Origin of the sequence: Mycobacterium sp. (genome assembly GCF_051006775.1) — a bacterium.
Classification (GTDB): Bacteria; Actinomycetota; Actinomycetes; order Mycobacteriales; family Mycobacteriaceae; genus Mycobacterium.
Map to the genome: position 1 here is coordinate 1 of NZ_JBPCSX010000146.1, position 15274 is coordinate 15274.

Consider the following 15274-nt stretch of genomic DNA (forward strand, 5'->3'; position numbering starts at 1 on the left):
CACGCGCCAGGCGCATAGGACCGCCAGTTGGGTCGAGGCGGGTCCGGGCAGCAGGTTGCACGCCACGACGGCGTCCTCGAACTCCGCCGGCGATATCAATTTACTGCGCCCGACGCACAGATCACGAAGCAGTCTGATGTGTGTCGGAGGCCCCCCAAACCCCAGGCAGCCGATGCGGCCCCACTCCAGCAGGATTGCGATCAGGCCGGGTCGGGGTCGTGGATTCTCGCCGCCATCCTCCCCGCCCATCACTACAGAATAGGAATATTCGTGCCGCAATCACGGTGATCACGGCCTACATGTGCACCCGACGTTCACGTCGCGTTCATCGTCCGGTTCTGCGATAGCGCCTAACGCCTTCCTAGCATCGAGACATGCGGTCCGCCTATGGTGCGCAACTCGCGGCCCTCACCGACGAGTTGGCAGAGGTATGCCGACTGGTGGGCACCGCAATGGAGCGCGCCACGCACGCCCTACTGCACGCCGATCTGAGCGGAGCAGAGGATGTCATCGGCGGTCACGAGAAGATTTTCACCGCCGGCGCCCGGGTGGAAGAGGCCGGCCTCAATCTCCTGACGGCACAGACCTTGGTTGCGCGGGATCTGCGCGCGGTCATCTCCTCGATTCAAATCGTCGCCGATCTTGAACGCATGAGCGCGCTCGCTCTCCACGTCGCCGAGATCACCCGACTGCGCCATCCGCAGCCCGTCCTGCCCGATGACGTCAGCGGCTATTTTGCCGAGATGGGCCGAACCGCTGTCGATTTGGGCGGCAAGGCCTCCCATGTCATCCAGTCGAGTGACCTCGGCATGGCCAGATACATCCGGGATGCCGACGATGCGATGGATGACATCCATCGCCACCTGTTCACGGTGCTGATGGACCGGGAATGGCACCACGGGACCACCGCAGCGGTGGATGTGACTCTACTGAGCCGCTACTACGAGCGATTCGCCGATCATGCGGTGGAGATCTCGCGGCGCATCATCTTCCAGGCCACCGGTCAAAGCCAGAGTGCCGAGTGGACCGTTGCGCCCAAACTCACGCCACGGTCCGCGGGATTTGACAGCGTGTCGCCGGCACAGGGCGATCCCCGCCCGTCAATTCCATAGCTCCGCCACACGTCCGGGTTGGCCTCAGGCACGCACCGCGGACATACCGCCGTCCAAGCCCATGACCTGACCGGTGATCCAGCCGCTGTCCGGGGACAGCAGGAACCGCGCCAGGGCTGCGGCGTCGCCGGGGGTTCCGACCCGCTTCAGTGGATAACGCGCTGCCATGGCCTCGCGCTTATCCGGAGTGCCGAGCATCCGTTCGACCAACGGGGTGTCCACCAGAGCCGGGGCGATTGCGTTGACGCGCACCTTGGGGGCCCATTCCGCGGCCAGTGAGCGCACGAGCCCCTCGACCGCTCCTTTGGCCGCGGCGACCGAGGAATGCATCGGCATACCCTGGCCAACCGCGACCGTGCTGAACAGCACCACGCTGGCCGGTTGCCCGTCAACGCCCTGCAGTCGGGGCTGGCAGGCTTTGAGAAAGCGGACCGCACCAAGCAGATTCACTTCCCAGTCGCGCCGGAAGTCATCTTCGGACAGCGCCCGGAAGCTCTTGAGATTGACCGTTCCGGGGCAGTACACCGCCCCCTGGATCGATTCGGGCGGCTCGGGCAGCGGGTCTGCCGCGGTCACATCGCAGGCGAGGTGGCGAACCGGCCCTCCAACAGCCAGTTCGCCGACCTCCCGCGACCAGACGTCGACGCGGTCAGCCGCAGGTACCAGGAGACGAACCAGTTCAAGCCCGATACCGCGACTGCCGCCGGCGATGAGATAGGTATTCATCGGCTGATGATAGGGGTGCGCGGTGAAGATCCAGGGCCATCGGCGGTGGTCCTGCTCGATGGTGGTCCCGGCCGGGATCGAACCAGCGAGGATGGCTTTCCGCCACTACCGGCCCACCAGGTTTTTTAACCCACTGAGCTGCGGTTACACGGCATGTCGACTGCGATAGAAAAGGACAGATTCGACGGGATTGGACATCTACACAGCACGCCGGACAGCACGGCCATGGGTGTGCGATCAACGGTGAGGGGGCAGTTCATGGCAGGGAACAAGGGCCAACGCGGCTGGGGGCTGGATCAGGCGGCTGCCTTCCGGCAGGCACCGGGCCGTCTATGTCGAACCCGATGTCCTGCGCCACAGGGCGCCTCAGACCTTCTCCCGGCGTTTGGACTCCCTTTCAAGCCGGAGCCATTCCGGCGGCGGTTTCCGCGGAGATACCCGCGTGCAGGACTGCCACAGGACAACTCGCGTGTGCGAGCACCTTCTGACTGACTGAACCCATGACCAGACCGGAGAACCCGCCGGAACCGCGACTGCCCACCACCAACAGCGCCGCACCGACGGCCTCGGCGAGCAGTACCTCGGCAGGCCGCCCGGTCCCCGCGACGAAGGACACCGGCACGTCGGGGAAGGAGGCGGCGGTGACGATCACGGGGGAATGGAAGGCGCTGGTATCCGAACCTGGTGTGGCGTTCTCCGGGTCGATCTCCTCGGTCTCCGGTTCACCGCGACCTGCTTCGACACTGACCGCAACCACAGCGGTCCCGATCGCCGCCGCGTGCCGGAATGCGAAGGCGGCGGCGCGATTCGAGGCCGACGAACCGTCGTAGCCCAGGACCACCTGCCCCGGATTTCCCGGGTAGCCCTCGGTGTCCTCGAATGGCAGGCCGCCCTCGAGACCAGAGTGCACCACCACTACGGGACACTGCGCGTAAGGGGCAACGTGCATGGCCGTCGAGCCCAGCAGCAGGCCCCGGAAGCCCTCCACACCGCGCGAACCGAGCACCACGACATCGGCGTTCTCCCCTGCGGCCAGCAGCGACTGCACCGGGGCGTCGGGCATCTGCAGCGCGTAGATCTCCAACTCGGGCTGCTGTTCGCGGGCCACCGCCACCGCAGCGGCGAGCACGCCGGCGGGATCCGAGACAAACATCGGCTCGGCCATCGCGTCGGGACGGGCGTAGAGCACCGTCAACGGCAGGCCGTAGGCCATCGCGGTGTCCGCAGCCCACTGCAGCGCGGCGTTACTGTTCTCCGACCCGTCAGTGCCGACCACCACGCCGTTCTCGGCAATCTCGACTTCCTCAGTCATGTCGGCCCCCTAAGTCCGATGAAACATCATCAGGTGAATTCATTCGCTGCCATGTGGTGTGGTGCCAGCGGTACAGTACGGCAGCGCTGTCAAATTCAGAAGTATCCGGGCGGGGGCCATGGAAGAGACGCACAACATCCATCACGCTCCCGAGACCGACCTTCAGCAAAAGGGCCTATCCCGCAACTCGCTGGGAGTATTCGGCAGTGTGGTCCTCGGGATCTCCTGCGTCGCACCGGCCTACACGCTCTCGGCGACGATCGGGATCCTGGTAACCCAGGCCGGCTACAAGACCGCGGTAGTGATCATCGCGGGTTTCTTGCCCATGTTCTTCGCCGCGTACGCCTACCGCGAACTCAACAAAGTCATGCCGGACTGCGGGACGTCATTCACCTGGACCAGCAAAGCTTTCGGGCCCTACATCGGTTGGCTGGGGGGTTGGGCGGCCATCCTGGCAACCGCCATCGTCCTGTCCAACCTGGCCGGAGTCGCGGTGGAGTTCTTCTATCAACTTCTCGGAGACATCTTCCACAGTGCGACCCTCGGGAGCCTGTGGGAGAACCACGCGATCAATGTCGCAACCTGCCTCACCTTCCTGTGCATCGCCACCTTCATCGCCTACCGCGGTATCACCACCACCGAAAAGGTTCAATTCATCCTGGTCGGATTCCAGCTAGCCATGTTGTTCGTGTTCGCGGTGGTGGCGGTCGTCAAAGCCAACTCCAGTGGAAGTTTCAACTGGCGCACGGCGATGGTCGAGACGCCGGACCTGGCGGCGCCCCCCGAACACTTCGCCGGCCTGCTGTTCAGTCCGGCGGGGCTCACGCTGTCAGCCTTCATCGCCGGGCTGTCCGGGTCGATCTTCGCTTTCTGGGGCTGGGACACCTGCCTGACCGTCAACGAGGATTCGAAGGGCTCCGACAAGACCCCCGGACGCGCGGCCCTGCTGACCGTGCTGTCGATCCTGATCACCTATCTGCTGGTGTCGATCTCGGCGGTGATGTTCGCCGGCATCGGCACCGAGGGTTACGGGCTGGGTAACGAGAAGATCGCGCACAACGTCTTCGGGGCGCTCGCTGAACCCGTTCTGGGCAATCCCTGGCACCTGATGCTCTACCTGGCGGTGCTGGCGTCCAGCGTGGCGAGCCTGATCACCACCTTCCTGCCCGCGTCACGCACCATGCTCGGTATGGCCACCTACAAGGCGTTGCCCGCTCGATTCGGCGCGATCCACCCGCGGTATCTGACTCCGTCCTATGCCACGGTGGCGGCCGGCGTCTTCGCCGGCGTCTTCTACTCGGTAATGATCCTGCTGAGCGAAAATGCGCTGACCGACACGATCTACTCGCTGGGCATCATGATCTGCTTCTATTACGGTCTGACGGCGTTCGCCTGCATCTGGTTCTTCCGGCGCGAGTTGTTCGTCAACGCCAAGAGCGTGATCTTCAAACTGCTCTTCCCACTGCTGGGCGGTCTCGGCTTATTCGCCGTGCTGATCGTCACGTTGCATGACAGCGCATCCCCGGAATACGGCAGCGGCGCAAGCATTTTCGGTATCGGACTGGTGCTCGTCCTCGGCCTGGGCCTGATCGTGCTCGGGTTGGTGCTGATGATGGTGTGGCGTTCGGTGTCACCGACGTTCTTCCGAGGCGAAACGCTCCACAAGGACACGCCGGTCGTCGTGGATTAGAACGCCACACCGACCCTCATCCGTTGTGGCAGGCTCCCCCACCGCCCTTGGCGGTCGGCGGCGCATCGATCGACGGATTCCGGTCGAAGAAGCTGGATGGCTTGAGCCAGAACGACACCGTGTCGACCGACATGATCGGCCACTCCTCCATCCGGGTGATGTGGTGGATGCCGAACACGTACCAGAGCACCACGTCGGTGTTAACCAGGGAGGCGTCGTCCTTGATCCACTCGGTCATCCCAGTGTCGAACTCGGACTGGACCGGGTAAGCCCCCGCCGGCCAGCGCTCTTCCGGACTGTTCTTGGTGACCCACAGGGTGTGGCCGATCACTGGAGCGCGCAGATACTGGGGTGCCAGCTCGTCCATCATCGGCGGGAAGCACGCTCCGGGAACCAGTTTGTAGCTGACGTTCGTACCGTGCTTGTTGACCTTGTTGGGATTGACCACTTTCCAGCTCCGCTGAGTCGACCAGTCATAGTCCCGGGCGGACTCCGCCTCCGACATGACGGGGGTCGACTCGGTCACCAGAGCCAGTCCGTAGGGGTTATCCCCGGACACCGGCGGCGCCACTGAGTCGATCTCCATCACAGTGTTGTCCTCACCATCGACATCCAGGTCCAACCGGGCGACGAGGAAGTGCTGATGGAACGGGGCGTAGGTGTTCTTGTCGACGACCGTTCCGTAGGGCGGCGGGGTAGAACCCTGGGGGAACGGAGTGGTCACCATGATGCCGGTGGCGCGGATCTCGCACTCGATGTTCCCGTCCTGGTAGAGGCGCCAGTAGATCAGGTACTCGTAGTTGGCCACCGTCGCGTGGCAGGAGATGACCATCCGGCGCTGGCGGCGAACTTCAGCTCCGGTTTTGTAGTCGACGTGCTTCCAGAGAACTGCGTTGTCCTCCTCGTGCAGGCAAATCGCGTTCTTGATGGTGTAGGGCTCGCCCCGGGTATTTGCCAGATTGGCGTCGACGTAGACGATCTCGCCGAGACAGTCGCAGCCCAACTCCAGCGAAGTCGTCATCACACCCAGGCCCCACTCCCCGATATCGAAAGCTGTGCGGCGGTAGTGGTCGAACGAGGGATCGCGATATGGAACCACCATCTCGGCAAGCGACTTGCGATAGGCGACATCACGTTTGGTGCCGTTGTCATCGAAGGTCAACTGGTAGATGACTGGGCCTTCGCGGTAGTTGAAGCCTAATCTGCAGGTCCAATTGAGCCATTTCAATTCTGACCCGTCGAGGGTGAACGACGGACCATCGGGCTGAGTGATGTGCAGCGGTTTGACGTCTGTCCGTGGCTCGATGCCCCGAACCGAGGGCACGTACTCGCAGTCCACATCAGGCTGTCCGTAGCTGTGGTCATTGTCGATTTCGAGCAATTCATGGGTGTTCATGTCAACGACCAATTGCAGGCCGGAGACCGGATGGCCGTAGGGGTTGCCCTCCGGTGTCGCCCGAGCCCACAGGTCGCACCACCCGAGCCTGCGGTTCGGGTACTTCTCAGTTCGGCGGAGAACCGCCCGGGCGAGTTCCACCGAAGCCGGCATCAGAGCCTTGGCGTACGCCCAGGTGTCGATCAGGATCAGGCTCATGTCGGTATAGCCGCGCTCGGCAAGCGCGGCGATGACGTCGGGATGCTTGCGCATCGCCTCGTCCATCTCGTAGAACTCGTCGATGGTGAAGTTGGGTTGGACGCCAGGTATGTGTTCGAAAGAAACGATCTTGCCCCCGGTCAGATCGACGGTGACCTCGTAGGTTTTGTTCTCCGTCCGGTCGAGCAACACCGCGAAGGACGTCCGCGGCACCGGATCACCGGGCCGCCACGCCTTGACCCACGCCTTCTCCGGTTCTTTGAGTTCGATCGAAGTAAAACGCCAACCCGCATTAACCCGGCCTTCGGCACGAATGATCTCGGCGGTGCGCCGGAATTCCTCCGCTGACAGCGAATCCAATGGATGCTGCGCCATTCAGGTCTCCTTCGTTGGATCCACTCCCCCACTGTTTCCAGGTCAACACGGCCAGCGGCGTGAGAGGATCGCGGCAGAGCCGCACGACCGGGAGGACCTGACGCATCAGATGATATCCAGCGTGTTGCGATCCCGAGGACTTAACGGGATCCCTGAAATCCGGACTTTCTTCCGGACCAACGAACAACCCATATTCTTCGTCGGCCCCACGGCATTCAATCTCCTGGGGATCGACCGGTGGGTGCGCGGCTTCGAATACATCGTCTACCACGACTCATGGGCGGGGGCGCACCCCCGGGTCTTCACCCCAACGAGCAAGCCCTATGTCGAGTTCACCAGTTCCGAAGAAATCAATAACTACCTTCTGCGGGACCCTGAAGTACAGAAGCACATCGAATCTCGCTGTGCGGCAAGTCAGTTACGCCCCATGATCGCGATGGTTTTCTTCGATGAGGAGACCGAACAAATATGCCGCGAACTCGACTACAACTTGATTCTGCCGCCTGACTCACTGCGTCGGCATCTTGACTCCAAGATCGTCACCACTCGACTCGGCGAGGAGGCTGGCGCCCCATCGGTGCCAAATATCCTTGCTCGCGCAGACAGTTACGAGCAACTGAATCGGCTGTCCACGGAGGCAGGACTGGGTTCGGATCTGGTGGTCCAAACCCCCTACGGCGACTCGGGAAAGACGACGTTCTTCATCACCAAAGAGGCTGACTGGGACCGCGACTCCGACAACATGATCGGCCAGGACCTGAAGATCATGAAGCGGATCAACAATCGTGCCGTGGCAGTGGAGGCGGTCAACACCGAGCACGGGACCGTTGTCGGGCCGTTCATGACGGACCTGACCGGCTACCCGGAATTGACCCCCTACCGAGGTGGCTGGTGCGGTAACGACCTCTACCCCGAGGCCCTTTCCGAGGCGCACCGCAATACCGCGATCCAGCACGTGCGGCGCCTGGGAGACCGGCTCCGCCAGGAGGGATACCGCGGATTCTTCGAGGTGGATGTTCTGGTGGACCTGGACTCCGATGAGGTGTACCTCGGCGAATTGAACCCGAGGATCTCGGGGGCGTCCTCGATGACCAATGTCACCGCGGGCGCCTATGCCGACATTCCGTTATTCCTGTTCCATCTTCTCGAATTCATGGATGTCGACTACGAGGTCGACGTGGACGAAATCAACGAGCGTTGGCGGGAACTCGCCGCCGTGGACGTCTGGGCCCAGTTGATCATGAAGGAGCCCAATGACTCAGTGGAGCGGATTCTGGCCGCACCGGAGACCGGTCGGTACCGACTGACCGAGGACGGCTCGCTGCGCTTCATTGGTGTCACCAACGACTGGCATGACGTGACCCACGAGGACGAGTGCTTCTTCCTGCGCGTCTACGGACCTGGTGACTACCGGTTCAAAGGCGCCGATCTCGGCATCCTGGTCACCAAGGGCCGGATGCAGACGGAGGACGGACTGACCCGCCGATGCCGAAGCTACATCGACGGAATCCGGGGGATGTATGTCAGCGAACCGCTGCCCGCTCCTCCTGCGGTATACCCGATCGGCTTCGTGAAATAGCGCCTCAGCCGTGGCCCCGTTCACGGCCCTCGACCACGCCGATCGGCCCGGTCAGCATCGTCCGGTCGCGGCCGGGACCGGATAGCCCGGCTAGGTAGCGGCCCGCGGCGTCGAACGCGCGGATGGTGCCGACCAGATGAGCTGCAGACTGGGCGGTCGGCCACGACGACATCTTCACCGACACCGTTCTGGTCGCCCGATCGACCACGACCATCTGCCCATGAATACCCAGGCATACCTGAAGATCGCCAACCGACCCCGGCACGTACCAGAACTGGTTGCGGTACCAGCCCCCGGTCAGCGACGACTCGGCGGACGATGCTACGAAAGCGCCCCGGATATCGGGGTCAAGTGTGCGCGACGGCACCAGCCATCCGCTCGGCACAACCGGAACACCGCCCACGAAACCGTCATCGAGAAGCATCTGTCCGAACCTGGCGATATCACGCGCCGTCGCCGACATCCCGCCGTCGTGAATCGCCGAACCCACTCCGTCGCAGGTGATTTCAGCATCTGACTCAGCGCCTATCGGCTGCCAGATGAGCGCAGAAATCAAGTCGGCCATCCGCACTCCGGCGGCGCGCTCGCAGACCCATCCCAGCATGTCGGTATCGGCTGATCGATAGACGAACGGCCCGCCGTGATAGCTGACGGCGGCCATCGACACGAGAAATTGGTACATGCCGCCGATCTGTCCGGGACTCGCCCCGGGCCGCCAGCCCATGTAACGCTCCATCACCCGAACCTCGGCGTCAGGATTGGTGTACTCCTCACTGAAGAGCACCCCGGTACGCATGTCGAGGAGGTCGCGCACCCGTGCACCGCCGTATCCCGAACCTGTGACCTCTGGCACGTAGTAGTCGACCAGTTGGTCGGGATCGAGATGACCGCGGTCGACCAGCACCCCGGCGACACACCCGACGATCGACTTGGTGACTGACATCAGCAGATGCACCGACTCCGGAGCCATACCGTCGTAATAGCGCTCCAGGACGATCCGTCCTTCGTGGACGATCACCACCGCATCGGTCCAGGTCTCCTCGAGCACAGCAGCAAGACTCGATTCCCGCTCACCGACCTGCCGGAAGGTGACTGCCGCCGGATCGAGCTCCGGACCATGGTGCGACAGGGGCCGAACCGATCCTCGGCCAGCCAGGATTCGCTGGGTGGGAATGAGCTCTCGCACGTGCTGAAAAGACCAGCGGTTGAACGGCGGGTCCTGCCAGTTGACCAGGTTGACACGCAGCCCAGGGTCGGACGGAAACCCTGACATCAGCGGGACTTCAGGCATGCGCTGACCCTACCGCGCACGACATCGATTCCGGTCGAGACCTGGAAGCTCACCGGCGCAGGGATGAGCATTCCGGCCGCGGCGGTCAACTCCTCTGCCGACGGTGTTCAGCCTTTGCGGATCAGCTTCTTGTTGACGAATTCGTCGATGCCGTAGCGGCCGAGTTCGCGGCCGAAGCCGGACCGCTTGACCCCGCCGAACGGCAGTTCAACACCGTCGGCTTCGACGACGTTGATGAACACCATGCCGGCGTCGATCCCTTCGGCGACCCGTTGCGCCTGCTCCGGGTCGGTGGTGAAGAGGTAGGAACCGAGCCCGAATGGAATGTCGTTGGCCAGTGCGATCGCCTCGTCCTCGGAGTTGACCTTGTAGACCTGGGCGACCGGGCCGAAGAACTCCTCGCGGTAGGCCGGTGAGTCTTTGGTGATACCGGTCAGGACCCCGGGCGGGAACCACGCGCCGTTGCGTTCGCCCTTGGTGGCCAGCTTCGCGCCCGCAGCGACCGCGGCATCGACCTGCCGGGCGAGGTTCTGCGCAGCCGCCTCGGACGACAGCGGTGACAAATCGTCAGCTGCCCCAAGCACTTTCGCGGTGAACTTCTCCAGAAACTCGTCGTGCAGCTTGGCATCGACGATGATGCGCTTGGCAGCGTTGCAGGCCTGACCGGTATTGCCCATCCGCGCGGCCACCGCGGCATCGACGGTGGCGTCAAGGTCGTCGGTACTGAACAAGATGAACGGATCCGACCCGCCGAGTTCCAGCACCACCTTCTTGAGGTTTCGACCGGCGATCTCGGCCACCGCGGCGCCGGCGCGCTCCGAGCCGGTCAGCGAGACACCCTGGATGCGGGGGTCGGCGATGGCCGCAGCGATCTGCTCGTTGGTGGCGTAGACGTTGACGTAGGCACCCTCCGGGTAGCCGGCGTCAAGGAAGATCTTCTGCAGCGCTTCGGCCGATTCCGGACACTGCGGCGCGTGCTTGAGCACGACGGTGTTGCCCAGTGTCAGGTTGGGTCCGGCGAACCGGGCCACCTGATATTCCGGGAAGTTCCAGGGCATGATGCCCAGGATCACTCCGACCGGGCGGCGCACGATAACGGCACTGCCCTCACCGGCGAGCAACTCGATCGGTTCGTCCGCCAGGAACCTCTCGGCGTTGTCGGCGTAAAACTCGTAGATCGCGGCGCTGAAGTCGACCTCGCCCAGCGCCTCGGCGAGCGGCTTGCCCATCTCGCGGTGCATGATCTCGGCCAAGTGATCACGTCGCTCGGTGTGCAATTCGCCGACCCGGCGGGTCAGGGCGGCACGTTCGGCGATGGTGGATTTCACCGACCAGTTCCGAAAGGCCGCGTCAGCCGACGCGATAGCGCGTTCGATATCGGCGTCAGAGGCGGTCGGGTACTCGCGCACCAGTTCGCCGGTGGCGGGGTCGGTTACCGCATAGATAGTCATCATCAATCCTCGGGTTGTCGTCGCCGGTCGGAAATTCCGCGTTCGTCGTTCCCAGGATGCCACTGCACGGCCTGCATTGGGGTGGAGATCAACCACTGTCCTGAGCAGATACCTCACCAGCAGTGGCCGCCGAGTCAGCCGGATTCAGAAGCAACCGGCGGCTCACAGCGGGATTCCCTGTCGTGGTCCCGGCTGGGATCGAACCAGCGACCTTCCGCGTGTGAAGCGGACGCTCTCCCACTGAGCCACGGGACCGGAGTGCCGACACGCCGCAAACGGCGTCGATTCCGACGTGGAAGACTAACACGCGCAGGTCTACCCCCTGAATGTGCCGCTGACCCCGACAGGGACCGAGGGGATTTGTGCCCCCTCGCTTCGGTGCACTATTGTCGATCTTCGCAGCGGGCTAACTTGCCCGAGGCTTGCGGATGTAGCGCAGTTGGTAGCGCATCACCTTGCCAAGGTGAGGGTCGCGGGTTCGAATCCCGTCATCCGCTCGGGGACGGCATGAGCCCAATGGTGGAGTGGCCGAGTGGTGAGGCAACGGCCTGCAAAGCCGTGCACACGGGTTCGATTCCCGTCTCCACCTCTGTTCGATTTCCCGGCGCGATTAGCTCAGCGGGAGAGCGCTTCCCTGACACGGAAGAGGTCACTGGTTCAATCCCAGTATCGCGCACCATAGTTTGACCAGATCAGAGCATGCTTTGTCTGTCGAGCATAGGCATCGGGGTCTCCCTCATCGTTCTCGCGGCCGCCCACCCCGGATGCCGCAGCCGATCCGGCGGTCAGTTGTGACCGCCGTCACACTCACCTATCCGAAACTCCCGCCGTTCCGAATTGTCCCCGGTTGCCAATCCCGCCACGCGGCGATTGAAGGGCGACACGCGGGGCGCCAACGGTGGCGCGCCAGAGACTAGGGGGCATCACGTAATGACTTCGATCCGAATGTGGCTGGCTTCCGGCACTTTGATGGCAGGCGTGGGTACCGCGATGCTGTGCGGCGCGGGACTGGCGGCCGCCGATACCGGCACTGACACGGGGTCCGCCATGTCCGCGGCACACGCCGCGACTCCATCACCCGGAGCCGCAACCGCAGCGAAGCCCGCACCGCGCGCGCGTCATTCCCATCCCGTCGCAGCGGCCGCCGGCAGCGTGAGGCCGGCTGCGGCCATCAACCCCGGCAGCACATCGCCGGTCGCCCAACCGGCCGCCTCCGCAGCCGCGACGCGGTCGACTCTCGGTGCCGGCCGGCCATCCCGACGGCTGGCAGGCCCAGCTCCCACACCGAAACCGGTGGTGCCCTCGCCGGATCCTGTTGACCCTGCGCAATTCGCCGGTACCTACTACGAGCAGGGCAGCGTCAAGCAGTTCTTCTCGATAGGTCTGGTGAACACCAAGGCGGTGTACACCCTCAACCCCGACGGCACGATTCGCGTCCAGAATTCCGGCAATTACTTCGTCAACGGCGGCCCGCAATCGTCGATCGTCGGATCCGCAGTTCCGGTGAATTCGACGAACACTGCGTTGAACGTGAGTTTCTTGCCGGTCAACTCGCCAACCCCGCCGGGCAATTACACAATCCTCGCTTACGCGCCCGACTACAGCTGGGTCATCGTCAGCGACCCCAGCGGATACAGCGGCTACATCTTGACGCGGAGCAAAAGCCTTGCGCCGCAGGACTATCAGCAGCTGGTCACCCAGGCGCGTGACTTAGGGGTGAGAGGAAACATCACCCCGACAACGCAGTACAACTAGCGTCCATTCGCTGTGCAACTCAGCGCACTTCGCGTTCGCCGTAGCCGCGATCGTCGCCGTCTCCATGGTCACGGCCCCAAGCCGAGCTGATCGCCGGAGCGTTGTGAGCCTGCGTCGGCTGGGCCATCGCGCGAGGGCATCAACGCCGACCGAACTGCGATATATGCAGGTGAAACAGCTGCCCGGCCTGGCCGGTCACGACTGCGCCTATGCTGGGGTCGCGGCCGCTGGGCGGCCTTGATCCGGAGGGAATCCCATGAAATTCAGTGACGCACCTCGCTGGGCTGCGGTCTTGGCAGCAGCGGCGATGGTCGCCGGAACGGCGTTGGCCACCTCGGCCTGCACCACCACCAAGACGGGTACGCCGGCCGAAGTGACGACGACTCCCCCGAACTACTCATCAACACCCGCGCCAGAGAAGGGGCAGGACGTGACCGGAGGCAATGGCGGACAGGGCGGACAAGGCGGTGCCGGTGGACAAGGCGGTGCTGGTGGTCAGGGTGGCGCCGGAGGTCAGGGCGGACAGGGCGGCCAGCCCGGTCAGGGCGGTAAAGGTGGCCAGGGCGGCAAGGGCGGCATCTTCGGTCAGGACGGAGCCGACGGCGCTGACGGAGCCGACGGCGCTCCCGGTGCTCCCGCCACCACAGTTCCGGGTTCACCGGGCTAAACATTCGGTCCGGAGTAAGACCCGATGAGTGATGTTGTCGCCTGCGCGCAGTGCGGTCGCCGCAATCGGGTGCCCGCGTCCGCGGCCGGTAAACCGCGGTGCGCGCAGTGCCAGGCCTGGCTGCCGTGGATCGTCAATGCCGGCGACGACGATTACGGCACCGTCGTCGACAAGGCGGCACTACCGGTTCTCGTCGACCTGTGGGCGCCGTGGTGCGGACCGTGCCGGATGGTGTCCCCCGCACTCGAACAGTTGGCAAGCGAATACGCAGGCCGCCTGAAGTTGGTGAAGATCAACGTCGATGAGGCACCCCAGACTTCACAGCGCCTTGAAGCGCAGGCCGTTCCGACCCTGCTGATCACCCGGGGTGGCAAAATTCTTTCCCGGCGCGCCGGTGCGGCACCGGTGGCGGCGCTGCGCCGATGGCTCGACGAGAGCCTGGCCGCGCCCGACTGACGAAGTGGAGATCATGAGCATCAGGTACCTCGCCCCACTGGTCGGTCCACTGGTCGCCGCGATGATGGTCATGGGCCTGGTCGGCTGCAACCAGTCCACCGCCGCACCGGCCGAACCGCCGTCGCCGACGACACAGGCCGTCGCCGCCGCACCCGGCGGTGCCCAGCCCCGGCTGGCGTCGGATCCGGCGAAGATGGCCGAGGACATCGTAACTGACCAACTCGCACTGCGCGACCCGTCGACCCCCGAGGGGGCCATGGTGGCCGCGGCGCACCGTCAGCAGGCGGCCTATCGCCTCATCGGCAGGCACCCGGAATGGGACGGTATCGTCCGGCCGAAGATCCCGCAGACCATGCTGGCCTTTTACGACCGCAATATCGACGCTCGCCGCCAGCTCAACGCTATGGCGACGGTACGAAACACGTTGCCCGCGTGGCGAATTGTTCCTCCTGCGCCCGCTGAGGAACTGTTGGGCTACTACCGGGATTCCGAGGCCGCCTCGGGAGTGGGCTGGAATTACCTGGCCGCGATAAATCTCATCGAGACCCGTTTCGGCAGCATCGTCGGCGACAGTACGGCCGGTGCGCAGGGTCCGATGCAGTTCCTACCCTCAACCTTCGCCAGCTACGGAAGCGGCGACGTGCGCTCCCCGCGCGATTCGATCATGGCAGCCGGCCGACTGCTGGCCGCCAGCGGATTCAGTTCCAACCCCGACCGGGCGATCTTCGCCTACAACCATGCCAACGAATACGTGCGAGCCGTCAGCGACTACGCCGCCGCACTGGCCGCGGACCCCGCGTCCTTCGGTGACTTCTATCGCTGGGATGTCTACTACTTCACCACTGCCGGTGACGTTCTGCTGCCAATCGGCTACGCCGAGTCGACGCGGATTCCGGTCGATGCGTACTTGGCAAGCCACCCGCAGTAGCGCCGATCTGGCGCATCAGCGCCGCACCCATCGGACCGTAGGTGCCTCGGTCGTCGCCGCGCAGCACCCACTCATGCTGCTCATCGGCGCGCGCCGCGATCTCGGCACAGTAGGCGGCGAAGGCAGCCCGGCGCGCCTGATCCGCGCGCAGGATCGCGCGCACCAGATAGAAGCCAGCTGTCAGTGCCAGCGCACCGACGATCCACCAGATGAACTTGACGACGAACCAGATCGCCAGAAACAACACGAAGACTGCGGCGCCGCCGCCCTCGGACGAACTATTACCCCGCGCCATCGGAAAAATCCCCCATGACCGCAACGTAGCGCGAGCCTCCGAC

Annotated in this window: 14 protein-coding genes, 4 tRNA genes and 1 pseudogene; 11 read left to right on the forward strand and 8 right to left on the reverse strand. The window is 64.1% G+C overall.

Going from position 1 to position 15274, the window contains the following annotated elements; translation table 11 throughout:
* A partial coding sequence (locus ACR2JI_RS09915; protein ID WP_526389906.1) for a chromate transporter occupies positions 1-249 on the reverse strand: 249 nt, incomplete at its 3' end.
* 125 nt (positions 250-374) lie between these two features.
* Here ACR2JI_RS09915 and phoU point away from each other — a divergent pair.
* A complete protein-coding gene (gene phoU / locus ACR2JI_RS09920) occupies positions 375-1112 on the forward strand; it encodes a phosphate signaling complex protein PhoU (protein WP_526389907.1) in 738 nt (245 codons plus the stop codon).
* Between the two features lie 24 nt (positions 1113-1136).
* On the opposite strand, the gene ACR2JI_RS09925 is transcribed toward phoU, so the two are convergent.
* A complete protein-coding gene (locus ACR2JI_RS09925) occupies positions 1137-1838 on the reverse strand; it encodes an SDR family NAD(P)-dependent oxidoreductase (protein ID WP_526389908.1) in 702 nt (233 codons plus the stop codon).
* Between the two features lie 295 nt (positions 1839-2133).
* Between ACR2JI_RS09925 and ACR2JI_RS09930 the strand changes: the two are divergent.
* Positions 2134-2217, forward strand: a pseudogene (locus ACR2JI_RS09930) (hypothetical protein); the annotation flags it as partial.
* An 18-nt stretch (positions 2218-2235) separates the two neighbouring features.
* On the opposite strand, the gene ACR2JI_RS09935 reads toward ACR2JI_RS09930, so the two are convergent.
* Positions 2236-3150: a universal stress protein gene (locus ACR2JI_RS09935; protein ID WP_526389909.1), complete on the reverse strand. Its 915-nt coding sequence runs from the start codon at positions 3148-3150 to the stop codon at positions 2236-2238.
* Positions 3151-3268: 118 nt separating this feature from the next.
* Here ACR2JI_RS09935 and ACR2JI_RS09940 point away from each other — a divergent pair, with 118 nt between their 5' ends.
* Positions 3269-4840: an amino acid permease gene (locus tag ACR2JI_RS09940; RefSeq protein ID WP_526389910.1), complete on the forward strand. Its 1572-nt coding sequence runs from the start codon at positions 3269-3271 to the stop codon at positions 4838-4840.
* A 16-nt stretch (positions 4841-4856) separates the two neighbouring features.
* Here ACR2JI_RS09940 and ACR2JI_RS09945 read toward each other — a convergent pair whose 3' ends face one another.
* Positions 4857-6809 (reverse strand): primary-amine oxidase, encoded by a 1953-nt coding sequence (locus tag ACR2JI_RS09945; protein WP_526389911.1) that lies wholly within the window; start codon positions 6807-6809, stop codon positions 4857-4859.
* Positions 6810-6930: 121 nt separating this feature from the next.
* On the opposite strand from ACR2JI_RS09945, the gene ACR2JI_RS09950 reads away from it, so the two are divergent.
* Positions 6931-8388, forward strand: coding sequence for a biotin carboxylase (locus ACR2JI_RS09950; protein WP_526389912.1), 1458 nt, complete (start codon positions 6931-6933; stop codon positions 8386-8388).
* Between the two features lie 4 nt (positions 8389-8392).
* Here ACR2JI_RS09950 and ACR2JI_RS09955 read toward each other — a convergent pair whose 3' ends face one another.
* From ACR2JI_RS09955 to ACR2JI_RS09965, 3 genes are all read right to left on the reverse strand, one after another.
* Complete coding sequence (locus ACR2JI_RS09955) at positions 8393-9679, reverse strand: serine hydrolase domain-containing protein (protein WP_526389913.1); 1287 nt, start codon at positions 9677-9679, stop codon at positions 8393-8395.
* A gap of 107 nt (positions 9680-9786) precedes the next feature.
* A complete protein-coding gene (locus ACR2JI_RS09960) occupies positions 9787-11130 on the reverse strand; it encodes an NAD-dependent succinate-semialdehyde dehydrogenase (protein WP_526389914.1) in 1344 nt (447 codons plus the stop codon).
* Between the two features lie 183 nt (positions 11131-11313).
* Positions 11314-11385 (reverse strand) — tRNA-Val (locus ACR2JI_RS09965).
* Between the two features lie 169 nt (positions 11386-11554).
* Between ACR2JI_RS09965 and ACR2JI_RS09970 the strand changes: the two genes are divergently transcribed.
* The 7 genes from ACR2JI_RS09970 (at position 11555) to ACR2JI_RS10000 (ending at position 14936) form a co-directional block, all read left to right on the forward strand.
* A tRNA-Gly gene (locus ACR2JI_RS09970) sits at positions 11555-11627 on the forward strand.
* A gap of 21 nt (positions 11628-11648) precedes the next feature.
* Positions 11649-11719: transfer RNA gene (locus tag ACR2JI_RS09975), tRNA-Cys, on the forward strand.
* Between the two features lie 15 nt (positions 11720-11734).
* Positions 11735-11809: transfer RNA gene (locus ACR2JI_RS09980), tRNA-Val, on the forward strand.
* Positions 11810-12423: 614 nt separating this feature from the next.
* On the forward strand, positions 12424-12885 hold the full coding sequence (locus tag ACR2JI_RS09985) for a lipocalin family protein (protein WP_526389915.1): 462 nt from the start codon (positions 12424-12426) through the stop codon (positions 12883-12885).
* A gap of 256 nt (positions 12886-13141) precedes the next feature.
* On the forward strand, positions 13142-13552 hold the full coding sequence (locus ACR2JI_RS09990; protein ID WP_526389916.1) for a hypothetical protein: 411 nt from the start codon (positions 13142-13144) through the stop codon (positions 13550-13552).
* Between the two features lie 24 nt (positions 13553-13576).
* Positions 13577-14008, forward strand: a complete 432-nt coding sequence (gene trxA, locus ACR2JI_RS09995; protein ID WP_526389917.1) for a thioredoxin — start codon at positions 13577-13579, stop codon at positions 14006-14008.
* Between the two features lie 13 nt (positions 14009-14021).
* Positions 14022-14936 (forward strand): lytic transglycosylase domain-containing protein, encoded by a 915-nt coding sequence (locus ACR2JI_RS10000; protein ID WP_526389918.1) that lies wholly within the window; start codon positions 14022-14024, stop codon positions 14934-14936.
* On the opposite strand, the gene ACR2JI_RS10005 is transcribed toward ACR2JI_RS10000, so the two are convergent.
* Positions 14845-15231: a hypothetical protein gene (locus tag ACR2JI_RS10005; RefSeq protein ID WP_526389919.1), complete on the reverse strand. Its 387-nt coding sequence runs from the start codon at positions 15229-15231 to the stop codon at positions 14845-14847. The genes ACR2JI_RS10000 and ACR2JI_RS10005 overlap by 92 nt on opposite strands.
* Positions 15232-15274 lie beyond the last annotated feature (43 nt).

Coding starts and splice junctions, on each gene's coding strand:
- phoU (WP_526389907.1), top strand. CDS start 375: ATGCGGTCCGCCTATGGTGCGCAACTCGCGGCCCTCACCGACGAGTTG.
- ACR2JI_RS09925 (WP_526389908.1), bottom strand. CDS start 1,838: ATGAATACCTATCTCATCGCCGGCGGCAGTCGCGGTATCGGGCTTGAA.
- ACR2JI_RS09935 (WP_526389909.1), bottom strand. CDS start 3,150: ATGACTGAGGAAGTCGAGATTGCCGAGAACGGCGTGGTGGTCGGCACT.
- ACR2JI_RS09940 (WP_526389910.1), top strand. CDS start 3,269: ATGGAAGAGACGCACAACATCCATCACGCTCCCGAGACCGACCTTCAG.
- ACR2JI_RS09945 (WP_526389911.1), bottom strand. CDS start 6,809: ATGGCGCAGCATCCATTGGATTCGCTGTCAGCGGAGGAATTCCGGCGC.
- ACR2JI_RS09955 (WP_526389913.1), bottom strand. CDS start 9,679: ATGCCTGAAGTCCCGCTGATGTCAGGGTTTCCGTCCGACCCTGGGCTG.
- ACR2JI_RS09960 (WP_526389914.1), bottom strand. CDS start 11,130: ATGACTATCTATGCGGTAACCGACCCCGCCACCGGCGAACTGGTGCGC.
- ACR2JI_RS09990 (WP_526389916.1), top strand. CDS start 13,142: ATGAAATTCAGTGACGCACCTCGCTGGGCTGCGGTCTTGGCAGCAGCG.
- trxA (WP_526389917.1), top strand. CDS start 13,577: ATGAGTGATGTTGTCGCCTGCGCGCAGTGCGGTCGCCGCAATCGGGTG.
- ACR2JI_RS10000 (WP_526389918.1), top strand. CDS start 14,022: ATGAGCATCAGGTACCTCGCCCCACTGGTCGGTCCACTGGTCGCCGCG.
- ACR2JI_RS10005 (WP_526389919.1), bottom strand. CDS start 15,231: ATGGCGCGGGGTAATAGTTCGTCCGAGGGCGGCGGCGCCGCAGTCTTC.